The 12,551-nt window shown below is 69.5% G+C and carries 13 protein-coding genes; 12 read left to right on the top strand and 1 reads right to left on the bottom strand.

The annotated features are described in order from the left end of the window. Position 1: 1 nt before the first annotated feature. The 4 genes from OCQ_RS15045 to OCQ_RS15030 all read left to right on the top strand — a co-directional run bounded on the left by OCQ_RS15045 (position 2) and on the right by OCQ_RS15030 (position 3,104). A complete protein-coding gene (locus OCQ_RS15045; protein WP_008257765.1) occupies positions 2-802 on the top strand; it encodes an inositol monophosphatase family protein in 801 nt (266 codons plus the stop codon). A 1-nt stretch (position 803) separates the two neighbouring features. Then, a complete protein-coding gene (gene hisF / locus OCQ_RS15040; protein WP_008257764.1) occupies positions 804-1,592 on the top strand; it encodes an imidazole glycerol phosphate synthase subunit HisF in 789 nt (262 codons plus the stop codon). After that, positions 1,589-1,936 carry a phosphoribosyl-AMP cyclohydrolase gene (gene hisI, locus OCQ_RS15035; RefSeq protein ID WP_008257763.1) on the top strand — a complete coding sequence of 116 codons (348 nt, stop codon included), beginning with the start codon at positions 1,589-1,591 and terminating at the stop codon, positions 1,934-1,936. The genes hisF and hisI overlap by 4 nt, the downstream gene beginning before the upstream one ends. 61 nt (positions 1,937-1,997) lie before the next feature. After that, positions 1,998-3,104 (top strand): calcium:proton antiporter, encoded by a 1,107-nt coding sequence (locus OCQ_RS15030; RefSeq protein WP_014385122.1) that lies wholly within the window; start codon positions 1,998-2,000, stop codon positions 3,102-3,104. 9 nt (positions 3,105-3,113) lie between these two features. Here the strand turns inward: OCQ_RS15030 and OCQ_RS15025 are convergent, their stop codons facing one another. Further along, positions 3,114-3,572 carry a peroxiredoxin gene (locus OCQ_RS15025; protein ID WP_014385121.1) on the bottom strand — a complete coding sequence of 153 codons (459 nt, stop codon included), beginning with the start codon at positions 3,570-3,572 and terminating at the stop codon, positions 3,114-3,116. Positions 3,573-3,625: 53 nt separating this feature from the next. On the opposite strand from OCQ_RS15025, the gene OCQ_RS15020 reads away from it, so the two are divergent. The 8 genes from OCQ_RS15020 (at position 3,626) to pyk (ending at position 12,537) form a co-directional block, all read left to right on the top strand. Beyond that, positions 3,626-5,164, top strand: a complete 1,539-nt coding sequence (locus OCQ_RS15020; protein ID WP_014385120.1) for an anthranilate synthase component I — start codon at positions 3,626-3,628, stop codon at positions 5,162-5,164. Then, entirely contained in the window at positions 5,157-5,837 is a 681-nt protein-coding gene (locus tag OCQ_RS15015; protein WP_020188592.1) for a TIGR02234 family membrane protein, read from the top strand. Before OCQ_RS15020 ends, OCQ_RS15015 begins: the two co-directional genes overlap by 8 nt. Positions 5,838-5,950: 113 nt before the next feature. After that, positions 5,951-6,769, top strand: a complete 819-nt coding sequence (gene trpC, locus OCQ_RS15010; RefSeq protein ID WP_008257758.1) for an indole-3-glycerol phosphate synthase TrpC — start codon at positions 5,951-5,953, stop codon at positions 6,767-6,769. A 70-nt stretch (positions 6,770-6,839) separates the two neighbouring features. Next, entirely contained in the window at positions 6,840-8,102 is a 1,263-nt protein-coding gene (gene trpB, locus OCQ_RS15005) for a tryptophan synthase subunit beta (RefSeq protein ID WP_014385119.1), read from the top strand. Beyond that, positions 8,099-8,914: a tryptophan synthase subunit alpha gene (gene trpA, locus OCQ_RS15000; protein WP_014385118.1), complete on the top strand. Its 816-nt coding sequence runs from the start codon at positions 8,099-8,101 to the stop codon at positions 8,912-8,914. The genes trpB and trpA overlap by 4 nt, the downstream gene beginning before the upstream one ends. Further along, positions 8,911-10,545: a prolipoprotein diacylglyceryl transferase gene (locus tag OCQ_RS14995; RefSeq protein ID WP_014385117.1), complete on the top strand. Its 1,635-nt coding sequence runs from the start codon at positions 8,911-8,913 to the stop codon at positions 10,543-10,545. Before trpA ends, OCQ_RS14995 begins: the two co-directional genes overlap by 4 nt. A gap of 51 nt (positions 10,546-10,596) precedes the next feature. After that, positions 10,597-11,052, top strand: coding sequence for a DUF2752 domain-containing protein (locus tag OCQ_RS14990; protein WP_014385116.1), 456 nt, complete (start codon positions 10,597-10,599; stop codon positions 11,050-11,052). 66 nt (positions 11,053-11,118) lie between these two features. After that, positions 11,119-12,537, top strand: coding sequence for a pyruvate kinase (gene pyk / locus OCQ_RS14985; RefSeq protein WP_008257742.1), 1,419 nt, complete (start codon positions 11,119-11,121; stop codon positions 12,535-12,537). Positions 12,538-12,551: the final 14 nt, after the last annotated feature.

Below are 12,551 nucleotides of genomic sequence, written 5' to 3'. Positions count from 1 at the left end.
CATGGACTTGGACGCGTTGGTCGAGACGGCATCGGCAATCCTCGACGACGCCACCGAACCCTTCCTCGCCGGTCACCGAGCCGACTCCGCGGTGCGCAAGAAGGGCAACGACTTCGCCACCGACGTGGACCTCGCGATCGAGCGTCAGGTGGTCGCCGCGCTGACCGAAGCGACCGGAATCGGCGTCCACGGCGAGGAATTCGGCGGCTCGGCCGTCGATTCACCCTGGGTATGGGTGCTCGACCCCGTCGACGGCACCTTCAACTATGCGGCCGGGTCACCGATGGCCGGGATCCTGCTCGGGCTGCTGCACCACGGCGACCCGGTGGCCGGGCTGACCTGGTTGCCGTTCATGGACCAGCGCTACACCGCGGTGTCGGGTGGACCGTTGCGCAAGAACGGGATCCCGCAGCCGCCACTGGCGGCCATCGACCTGTCCGACGCCCTCGTCGGCGCGGGATCGTTCAGCGCGGACGCCCGGGGCCGGTTCCCGGGCCGCTACCGGATCGCGGTGCTGGAGAATCTCAGCCGGGTCTCGTCGCGGTTGCGCATGCACGGTTCCACCGGCCTCGACCTCGCCTACGTTGCCGACGGAATCCTGGGCGCGGCAATCAGTTTCGGCGGCCACGTGTGGGACCACGCCGCCGGGGTCGCGTTGGTGCGGGCCGCCGGCGGTGTCGTCACCGACCTGGCCGGCGAGCCCTGGAGCCCCGCGTCGGATTCCGCGCTGGCGGCGGGCCCCGCCGCGCACGCCGAGATCCTCGACCTTTTGCGCAGCACCGGCCGACCGGAGGACTACTGACATGCACGCCAACCACAGCGGCCTCGCGGTCCGGGTGATCCCGTGCCTGGACGTCGACGGCGGGCGCGTGGTCAAGGGGGTCAACTTCGAAAACCTCCGGGACGCAGGCGATCCCGTGGAACTCGCGGCCGCCTATGACGCCGAGGGCGCCGACGAGCTCACCTTTCTCGACGTGACCGCGTCGTCGTCGGGACGAACCACGATGCTGGACGTGGTACGGCGCACGGCCGAGCAGGTCTTCATCCCGCTGACCGTCGGCGGCGGGGTGCGCACCGTGGCCGACGTCGACGTGTTGCTGCGCGCCGGGGCGGACAAGGTCTCGATCAACACCGCCGCGATCGCCCGGCCCGAGCTGCTGGCCGAGATGGCGCGGCAGTTCGGATCCCAATGCATCGTGCTCTCCGTCGATGCGCGCACGGTGCCGCCGGGCTCGGTGCCCACCCCGTCGGGCTGGGAGGTCACCACCCACGGCGGGCGCCGCGGTACCGGGCTCGACGCCGTCGAATGGGCTTCCCGCGGAGCCGATTTGGGGGTGGGGGAGATCCTGCTGAACTCGATGGACGCCGACGGCACCAAGGCGGGGTTCGACCTCGAGATGCTGCAGGCGGTGCGCTCGGCGGTCACCGTGCCCGTCATCGCCAGCGGCGGAGCCGGGGCGGCCGAGCACTTCGCACCCGCGATCGCGGCCGGCGCCGATGCGGTGTTGGCGGCCAGCGTGTTCCACTTCCGGGAGCTGACCATCGGGCAGGTGAAGGCGGCCATGGCCAAAGAGGGGATCACCGTTCGATGACGCTCGACCCGCGGATCGCCGCGCGCCTGAAGCGCAACGCCGACGGCCTGATCGCCGCCGTCGTGCAGGAGCGCGGGAGCGGCGACGTGCTGATGGTCGCGTGGATGGACGACGCGGCCCTGGCCCGCACCCTGGAAACCCGTGAGGCGACGTACTATTCGCGGTCGCGGCGCGAACAGTGGGTGAAGGGCGCGACCTCCGGCCACACCCAATACGTCCACTCGGTGCGATTGGACTGCGACGGGGACACCGTGCTGCTGACCGTCGACCAGGTCGGCGGCGCCTGCCACACCGGCGATCACAGCTGCTTCGACGCCGACGCGCTGCTGCAACCGGAGCGCTAGCGCGTGGCCCGCGTCACTTTCGGCGGGCGCGGGCGCGTGACTTCGACAAGAATGGCGGGCAATGTCGAAATGGGTGTCCCGGGACGTCTTGTCCTGGAACGTGGTGGTTCCGGTGCTTGCCGTCGTCGTGCTGGCAGTGATCTGGGGCGAGAAGCTGGGACCGGTGCTGGTCGCGGTGGCCGCGCTGTTTCTCGTCGGTGCCGTGGTCGCCGCGGTGCATCACGCGGAGGTGGTCGCGCACCGGGTCGGCGAGCCGTTCGGGTCGCTGATCCTCGCGGCCGCGGTCACCATCATCGAAGTGGCCCTCATCGTCGCCCTGATGACCTCCGGCGGCAACGAGGCCGCGACGCTGGCCAGGGACACCGCGTTCGCCGCGCTGATGATCACCACCAACGGGATCGCCGGTTTGTCGCTGCTGCTCGGGTCGCGGCGCTACGGCGTGACGCTGTTCAACGCCGAGGGCGCCGGGGCCGCGCTGGCCACAGTCACCACGGTGGCCACGCTGAGCCTGGTCCTGCCGGCCTTCACCACCGGGCATCCGGGCAGGGAGTTCACCTCGAGCCAGCTCGCCTTCGCCGCGATCGCCACGCTCTTGGTGTACCTGCTGTTCGTGTTCACCCAGACCGTGCGGCACCGCGACTTCTTCCTGCCGATCGCGCAGCGGGGCCAAAAGCGCGTGTTCGAGGACGAGAGCCACGCGGATCCGCCCAGCAGGCGGCAGGCGCTGAGCAGCCTGGTGCTGCTGCTCTGCGCCCTGGTGGCGGTGGTCGGCCTGGCCGAGGAGGAGTCGCCGGCCGTCGAACACGCGGTGATGGTGGCGGGTCTGCCGCAGTCGTTCGTGGGTGTGATCATCGCGGCGCTGGTGCTGCTGCCCGAGACGCTCGCGGCCGCCCGGTCGGCGCGAAAGGGCCGCATCCAGATCAGCCTGAACCTGGCGTACGGCTCGGCGATGGCCAGCATCGGGCTCACCATCCCGACGATCGCGCTGGCGTCGATCTGGCTCAAAGGGCCGCTGGTGCTCGGCCTCGGCCCCATCCAGCTGGTGCTGCTCGCGCTGACCGTGGTGATCAGCATGCTGACCGTGGTACCCGGGCGGGCCACCCGGCTGCAGGGCGAGGTGCATCTCGTGCTGCTGGCCGCCTACGTCTTCCTGGCGATCAGCCCCTGAGGGCCGCCGCTAGGACCGGGCGCGCAGCGTCGCCAGCGCCTTGTCGGCGTGGGTGTCCATGTTGAACTCGCTGGAGATCACGTCGAGCACCGTGCGGTCGGTGTCGATGACGAACGTGGTGCGCTTGACCGGCATCAGCTTGCCCAGCAGGCCGCGCTTGACGCCGAAGTGGGCGGCGACGGCGCCGTCGGTGTCCGACAGCAGCGGGTAGTCGAACTTGCGCATATCGGCGAACTTGGCCTGCTTGTCCACCGGGTCGGCGCTGATCCCCACCCGGTTGGCCCCGACCGCGGCGAATTCGGAGGCCAGGTCGCGGAAATGGCACGCTTCCTTGGTACAGCCGGGCGTCATCGCCGCGGGGTAGAAGAACAGCACGACGGGCCCGCTGGACAGCAATTCGCTGAGCTTGCGCGGCGTGCCCGTCTGGTCGGGCAGTTCGAAGTCGGCGACGGTCTCACCAGGTTTCATGGCGGACACGCTACGCGCGCGGGCTGGCCGAGCCCATCTGGGAGGATGGGTCGGTGCACGCCCACCTCGCCGCGACGACCTCACGAGAGGATTTCCGCCAGCTGGCCGCCGAGCACCGCGTGGTCCCGGTGACCCGCAAGGTGTTGGCCGACAGCGAGACGCCGCTGTCGGCCTATCGCAAACTCGCCGCCAACCGCCCGGGCACGTTTCTGCTGGAGTCGGCCGAGCACGGCCGCTCCTGGTCGCGGTGGTCGTTCATCGGCGCCGGAGCGCCCTCGGCGCTGACCGTGCGCGACGGCGAGGCGATCTGGCTCGGCGTGGTGCCGCAGGACGCGCCCACCGGAGGCGACCCGCTGCGGGCCCTGCGGGCCACCCTCGAGCTGCTGGCCACCGGGCCGCTGGCGGGTCTGCCGCCGCTGTCGGGCGGCATGGTCGGGTTCTTCGCCTACGACCTGGTGCGGCGCCTGGAGCGGCTGCCCGAGCTGGCCGTCGACGACCTGGGCCTGCCGGACATGTTGTTGCTGCTGGCCACCGACGTGGCGGCGGTGGATCACCACGAGGGCACCATCACGCTGGTCGCCAACGCCGTGAACTGGAACGGGACCGACGAGCGGGTCGACGAGGCCTACGACGACGCGGTCGCCCGGCTGGACGTGATGACCGGGGCGCTGGGCCAGCCGCTGTCGTCGACCGTCGCCACGTTCGACCGGCCCGAGCCGCGCTACCGCGCGCAGCGCAGCGTCGAGGAATACGGGAAGATCGTCGACTACCTCGTCGAGCAGATCGCCGCGGGTGAGGCCTTTCAGGTGGTGCCCTCGCAGCGATTCGAAATGGACACCGCCGTCGACCCGATCGATGTGTACCGGATGTTGCGGGTGACCAACCCGAGCCCCTACATGTACCTGCTGCACGTGCCGAATGACGCTGGGGGAACGGACTTTTCGATCGTCGGGTCGAGCCCGGAGGCGCTGGTCACCGTCGCCGACGGCGTCGCGACCACCCATCCGATCGCCGGAACCCGCTGGCGCGGGGACACCGACGAAGAGGATCAGCTGCTGGAAAAGGAGCTGCTGGCCGACGAGAAGGAACGCGCCGAGCATTTGATGCTGGTCGATCTGGGCCGCAACGATCTCGGCCGGGTGTGCGCGCCGGGCACCGTCCGCGTCGAGGACTACAGCCACATCGAACGCTATAGCCACGTCATGCATTTGGTGTCGACGGTGACCGGGCTGCTCGGCGAGGGCCGGACCGCCCTGGACGCGGTCACGGCCTGCTTCCCGGCCGGCACGCTGTCGGGCGCGCCGAAGGTGCGGGCCATGGAGCTGATCGAGGAGGTGGAGAAGACGCGCCGCGGCCTGTACGGCGGCGTGGTCGGCTACCTGGACTTCGCCGGCAACGCCGACTTCGCGATCGCCATCCGCACCGCCCTGATGCGAGCCGGCACCGCCTACGTGCAGTCCGGGGGCGGGGTGGTCGCCGACTCCAACGGCCCCTACGAATACACCGAGGCGACCAACAAGGCGCGCGCGGTGCTCAGCGCGATCGCGGCGGCCGAGACGCTGACCGAGCCCGGGGCCGGCCGCGATGGCTGAGGCCTCGGCGCGCCGCCTGAACAGTCCCTGGTTGATCCGCATCGCCCAGGCGACGCTGGTGGTGGCCGCGGGCGCGCTGTGGGTGGCCTCGCGCCTGCCCTGGGTGGTGATCCGGTCGTTCGACGGGCTGGGGCCGCCCAAGGAGGTGACGTTGTCCGGCGGGGCGTGGTCGACGGCGCTGCTGCCGTTGGCGATGCTGCTGCTGGCCGCGGCCGTCGCCGCCATCGCCGTGCGGGGCTGGCCGCTGCGCGCGCTGGCGGGGTTGCTGGCGCTGGCCAGCCTGGCGGTCGGTTACCTGGGCGTCAGCCTGTGGGTGCTGCCCGACGTGGCGGTCCGCGGCGCCGAGCTGGCGCACGTCTCGGTGATGTCGCTGGTAGGGAGCGAGCGACGGTACTGGGGCGCCGGGGTCACGGTGGCCGCCGCCGCGTGCGCCCTGATCGCGGCCGTCCTGCTGATGCGGTCCGCGTCGGACTCCGGGTCGGCCCGATCCAGCGCCATCAAGTACACGACGCCGGCGACGCGCCGCTCGATTGCCCGACGCGACGACGCCTCCGGGGCGATGCTGGAGGGGCGACAGACGCCGGAAATGTCGGAGCGGATGATCTGGGACGCGCTTGACGAGGGGCGTGACCCAACCGATGCGCCGAGCGAGTCTGACACCGAGGGTCGGTGACGGGCCGCAAGCCGCGGGCCGCTACCCTTCATTGACGTCGTCGCAATCGGCCGGGGACAACCGAGTGGCCGTGGGATGACAGCGGGGCGACAGGGCGAAGGGAAACGACAGGCATGAGTCCGGCAACCGTGCTTGACTCCATCCTCGAGGGAGTCCGGGCCGACGTTGCCGCGCGCGAAGCCCTCATCAGCCTGTCCGAGATCAAGGCCGCCGCGGCGGCCGCGCCGCCGCCCCGCGACGTCATGGCCGCCCTGCGCGAGCCCGGAATCGGCGTCATCGCCGAAGTCAAGCGCGCCAGCCCGTCGGCGGGTTCCCTGGCGACCATTGCCGATCCGGCCAAACTGGCCAGGGCGTACGAGGACGGCGGCGCGCGCATCATCAGCGTCTTGACCGAGGAGCGCCGCTTTCACGGTTCGCTCGACGATCTCGACGCGGTTCGGGCGGCGGTCTCGATACCGATTTTGCGCAAAGACTTTGTGGTGCAGCCCTATCAGATCCACGAAGCGCGTGCGCACGGCGCCGACATGTTGTTGCTCATCGTCGCCGCGCTGGAGCAGTCGGCGTTGGTGTCGATGCTGGACCGCACCGAATCGCTGGGCATGACGGCACTCGTCGAGGTGCACACCGAAGAGGAAGCCGACCGCGCGCTCAAGGCCGGGGCCAACGTAATCGGCGTCAACGCCCGCGATCTGGCCACGCTGGCGGTGGACCGGGATTGCTTCGCGCGCATCGCTCCCGGGCTGCCCAGCAACGTGATCAGGATCGCCGAATCCGGTGTGCGCGGTACCGCAGACCTGCTGGCGTACGCCGGTGCGGGTGCCGACGCCGTGTTGGTGGGCGAAGGTCTGGTCAAAAGTGGTGACCCGCGCGCCGCGGTCGCCGATCTGGTCACCGCGGGCACCCATCCGTCCTGTCCGAAACCCTCTCGCTAGTCGCTGCGTCACTGAAGAGCCCCTTCGCTGTAACGTTGAACCCCATGAGCCATCCCCGCGTAGAGCCTTGGTGATGGTGGATCTGTCCCGCCCGGACCTTCCGCTTCCGAGCGCAGCCATCGCCGAACCCACCCGCCACGAACCCGATGCGGGTGGCCATTTCGGTGTGTACGGCGGCCGCTACGTCGCCGAGGCGTTGATGGCCGTGATCGAAGAGGTCACCGCGGCCTACGAGAAGGAGCGCGTCAACCAGGATTTCCTGGACACGCTGGACTATCTGCAGGCGCACTACGCCGGGCGGCCGTCACCGCTGTATGAGGCGCCTCGGCTGTCCGAGCAGGCCGGCACCCGCATCTTCCTCAAGCGAGAAGACCTGAACCACACCGGTTCTCACAAGATCAACAACGTGCTCGGCCAGGCGCTGCTCGCTCAGCGCATGGGCAAGAAGCGGGTGATCGCCGAGACCGGGGCCGGTCAGCACGGCGTGGCGACCGCCACCGCGTGCGCCCTGCTCGGCCTGGAGTGTGTAATCTACATGGGGGCCGTTGACACCGAACGCCAGGCGCTCAACGTGGCCCGGATGCGCTTGCTGGGAGCCACGGTCGTCTCGGTCCAGAGCGGTTCGAGGACGCTCAAGGATGCCATCAATGAAGCGTTCCGGGATTGGGTTACCAATGCCGACAACACCTTCTACTGCTTCGGCACGGCGGCGGGGCCCCATCCCTTTCCCGCCATGGTGCGCGACTTTCAGCGCATCATCGGCCTCGAGGCGCGCGCCCAGATCCAGGCGCAGGCGGGCCGGCTGCCCGACGCGGTGCTGGCCTGCATCGGTGGCGGATCGAACGCCATCGGCATCTTCCACCCGTTCATCGACGATCCCGGCGTGCGGCTGATCGGCTTCGAGGCGGCCGGCGACGGCGTCGAAACCGGAAGGCACGCCGCGACCTTCAGCGGCGGTTCCCCCGGGGCGTTCCAGGGATCGTTCTCCTACCTGCTGCAGGACGAGGACGGGCAGACCATCGAATCCCATTCCATCTCAGCGGGTCTCGATTACCCCGGGGTAGGTCCGGAACACGCGTGGCTGCGCGAGAGCGGACGCGCCGAGTACCGGCCCATCACCGACTCCGAAGCGATGGAGGCATTCCGCACCCTGTGCCGCACCGAGGGGATCATCCCCGCCATCGAATCCGCGCACGCGGTGGCCGGGGCCCTGAAGGTGGCCCCCGAATTGGGGAAGGCCGCGATCATCGTGGTGAACCTGTCCGGCCGTGGGGACAAGGACGTCGAGACGGCCGCGCAGTGGTTCGGGCTGTTGGGATCCAGCGACCGATGACCGTCAAGCAGAGCGAGGCCAGCAGGCTCGGGCCGATCTTCGACGTGTGCCGCGACGACGGTCGCGCCGCGCTGATCGGCTATCTGCCGACCGGGTACCCGGATGTGACGACGTCCGTGCACGCGATGGTCGCCCTGGTCGAATCCGGTTGCGACATCGTCGAGGTCGGGGTGCCCTATTCGGATCCCGGCATGGACGGCCCGACCATCGCCAAGGCCACCGAGGCCGCGCTGCACGGGGGAGTGCGCGTCCGCGACACCCTGGCCGCGGTCGAGGCGATCGGCGCCGCCGGGGGCCACGCCGTGGTGATGACCTACTGGAACCCCGTGTTGCGCTACGGAATTGACGCCTTCGCCCGCGACCTGGCATCGGCCGGCGGATACGGCCTGATCACTCCGGACCTTATCCCCGACGAAGCCGGGCAGTGGTTGGCGGCGTCCGAGGAGCATCGGTTGGACCGGATATTTCTGGTGGCGCCCTCCTCGACGCCGCAGCGCTTGGCGATGACGGTCGAGGCGTCCCGCGGATTTGTCTACGCGGCGTCGACGATGGGCGTCACGGGAGCACGCGACGTGGTGTCCAATGCCGCGCCCGAATTGGTGGGCAGGGTCAAGGAGATATCGGACATCCCCGTCGGTGTCGGGCTGGGGGTGCGGTCGGGTGAGCAAGCCGCCCAGATCGGCGGCTACGCCGACGGTGTCATTGTCGGTTCCGCGCTGGTGTCGGCGCTGGGGGACGGGGGTTTGACCGCATTGCGCGCACTCACTGAGGAACTCGCCGCCGGTGTACGTCAAAGGGCGGCCGCGTCGTGACGAAGTTGCTCGCCTATTTTCCGAGTCCGGCGCAGGGCGTCTGGCACGTCGGGCCGCTGCCCATCCGGGCCTATGCCCTGTTCATCATCGCCGGCATCGTGGCCGCCCTGCTGATCGGCGACCGGCGCTGGGAGGCGCGCGGCGGTGAACGTGGGGTGATCTACGACATCGCGCTGTGGACCGTGCCGTTCGGGTTGATCGGTGGTCGGCTCTACCACCTGGCCACCGACTGGCGAACCTATTGGGGCCCGGGCGGAGCCGGGCTCGGGGCGGCGATCCGGATCTGGGACGGCGGACTGGGCATCTGGGGTGCGGTGGCGCTCGGGGGTGTGGGCGCCTGGATCGGCTGCCGCCGGCACGGCATTCCGCTGCCGGCCTTCGCCGACGCGATCGCCCCGGGAATCATTCTGGCGCAGGCCATCGGTCGGCTCGGGAACTACTTCAACCAGGAACTCTATGGCCGCGAGACCACGCTGCCGTGGGGGCTGGAGATCTTCTACCGCCGGGACCCCTCGGGATACATCGACCCGCATTCGCTGGACGGGATCTCCACCGGGCAGGTGGCACTCGTCGTGCAACCGACGTTCCTCTACGAATTGCTGTGGAACCTGCTGATTTTCGCCGTGCTGATCTATGCGGACCGGCGATTCACGCTGGGACATGGCCGGCTGTTCGCGCTCTATGTGGCCGGCTATTGCGTGGGCCGGTTCTGTGTCGAGCTGCTGCGCGACGACACCGCCACCCACATCGCCGGCATCCGGATCAATTCGTTCACATCGACTTTCGTGTTCATCGGGGCCGTGGTGTACATCATGGCGGCGCCCAGGGGCCGCGAAGATCCCGAGAGCCTGCGCGGAAACCAATACGTTGACGAGGAATCCGCCGAACTGGAGCCGGCGACCGTTGCGGCGACGGCGGGTGCGGCGGGTACGACGGCCGCGGCGGGTGGCGGTGACGACGACGTGCCGACCGAATCCGCGGTGGGGACCGCGGCCGTCGCCGACGCCGACGAGGCACAAGCCGAAGAGCCGCAGTCCGAGGCGGTGGCCGAGGAGGCCGAGGCGGAGCAATCCGAGGCCGAGGCGGAGGAATCCGAGGCCGACGAGCTCGAGCTTGACGACCCGGAGGCCGCGACGGAAGTCGAAGCGCCGCAAGGGGAAGAGACCGACGCGGCGGAAGCCGACACGGCGGACGCCGAAGAATCCGAGGGCGACGCCGAAGAGCCGGAGGCCGAGGCGGTGGCCGAGGAGGCCGAGGCGGAGGAATCCGAGGCCGACGAGCTCGAGCTTGACGAGCCGAAGGCCGCGACGGAAGTCGAAGCGCCGCAAGCGGAAGAGGCCGACGAGGCGGTAGCCGAAGGATCCGAGGGCGACGCGGGAGAGCCGGAGGCCGAGCCGAAGGCCGCGGCGGAGGAATCCGAGGCCGAAGAGCTCGAGCTCGACGAGCCGGAATCCGAGGCGGAAGCCGAAGCGCCGCAACCGGAACCCGCCGACGAGGCGGAAGACGAGGAACCGGAAGCCGAAAGCGCAGGAACCACTACGGAAGCGCCCGTCGCCGAAAAGATTTCGGATCAACCGGAAACCCGGCGGCGATGGGGCTCGCGTCTGCGGAACCGACTGTCGGGCCGCTGACCACCCGCTCATGACGTCGGGGCGCGGTGCATCTGGCATGCTGGAAGCACTGTGACCAACGCGAGGCCCGCCCTGCCACCCACGCATGCCGATGCGCACGGTCTGCGTCATCATCTGCGTCATCATCTCGGCTACGTCGGGGCCGCGACCGGCCTCGCGCTGGGCGGCGCGCTCGGCTACGTCGCGCTGGCCGACCCGCACAATCCCGCGTCGATCTATCCGCCGTGTCCCTTCAGGTGGCTCACCGGCTGGAACTGCCCGTTTTGCGGCGGGCTGCGGATGACGTATGACGTGGTGCACGGTGACCTGGCGGCCGCCCTCCACGACAACGTTTTCGTGCTGGTCGCAATCCCGATGCTGGCCGCGTGGCTGGTGGTTCGCCGCGCGCGCGGCGCATCGCCGCTGTCACGGCCGGCGCTGCTGACCGTCGTGGTCGCGACGGCCGTTTGGACGGTTGCGCGTAACTTGCCCGCCTTCCCGTTGATTCCGACCGTTCTTGGTGGGTAAAAGCACACTGCCCCGGCGGCGTTATGTGCACGCCCCGGGGGTCACACGCGACTATGCTGGGTCGGCGTGAGTAGACGCGGGAAGATCGTCTGCACCCTTGGGCCTGCGACCAATTCGGACGAGTTGATCTTGGCGCTGGTTGAGGCGGGAATGGACGTCGCCCGGTTGAACTTCAGCCACGGTGATTACGCCGATCACAAAGCGGCCTACGAACGGGTCCGGGTGGCCTCCGACGCCACCGGCCGTGCCGTCGGCGTGCTCGCCGATTTGCAGGGCCCCAAGATCAGGCTGGGACGCTTCGCGACCGGCCCAACCTACTGGGCCGACGGTGAGACCGTCCGGATCACCGTCGCCGACTGCGAGGGCAGCCACGACCGGGTGTCGACCACCTACAAGAAACTGGCCGAGGACGCCGCCGTCGGTGACCGGGTTCTGGTCGACGACGGCAAGGTCTGCCTGGTGGTCGATGGCATCGAGGGCGACGACGTCATCTGCACGGTCGTCGAGGGCGGCCCGGTCAGCAACAACAAGGGAATCTCGTTGCCGGGCATGAACGTGTCGGCACCGGCCTTGTCGGAGAAGGACATCGAGGACCTCACCTTCGCCCTGGACCTCGGCGTCGACCTGGTCGCCCTGTCCTTCGTGCGCTCGCCGGCCGACGTCGAGCTGGTGCACGAGGTGATGGACCGGGTCGGGCGACGGGTTCCGGTGATCGCCAAGCTGGAAAAGCCCGAAGCCGTCGACAATCTGGAAGCCATCGTGCTGGCCTTCGACGCCATCATGGTGGCCCGCGGCGACCTCGGCGTCGAGCTGCCACTGGAAGAGGTTCCGCTGGTGCAGAAGCGGGCCATCCAGATGGCCCGGGAGAACGCGAAACCGGTCATCGTGGCCACCCAGATGCTCGATTCCATGATCGAGAACTCACGCCCGACCCGCGCCGAGGCCTCCGACGTCGCCAACGCCGTCCTCGACGGCGCCGACGCGGTGATGCTGTCCGGGGAGACGTCGGTGGGCAAGTATCCGATGGCTGCCGTGCGGACCATGTCGCGCATCATCTGCGCGGTCGAGGACAATTCCACGGCCGCCCCGCCGCTGACCCACGTGCCGCGCACCAAACGCGGCGTGATCTCCTATGCGGCCCGCGACATCGGCGAGCGGCTCGACGCCAAAGCCCTGGTCGCCTTCACCCAATCCGGCGACACGGTCAAGCGGCTCGCGCGCCTGCACACCCCGCTGCCGCTGCTGGCCTTCACCGCCTGGCCCGAGGTGCGCAGCCAGCTCGCCATGACCTGGGGCACCGAAACGTTCATCGTCCCGATGATGACCTCCACGGACGGCATGATCCGCCAGGTCGACAAGTCGCTGCTCGAACTCGGTCGCTACAAGCGCGGCGACCTGGTGGTCATCGTCGCCGGCGCGCCACCTGGCACAGTAGGGTCGACCAACCTGATCCACGTGCACCGGATCGGGGAGGACGACGTCTAACGCCCGGACCCGAA

This window comes from Mycobacterium paraintracellulare (genome assembly GCF_000276825.1).
GTDB lineage: Bacteria > Actinomycetota > Actinomycetes > Mycobacteriales > Mycobacteriaceae > Mycobacterium > Mycobacterium intracellulare.
This window is presented reverse-complemented; position numbering and strand designations above follow the sequence as displayed.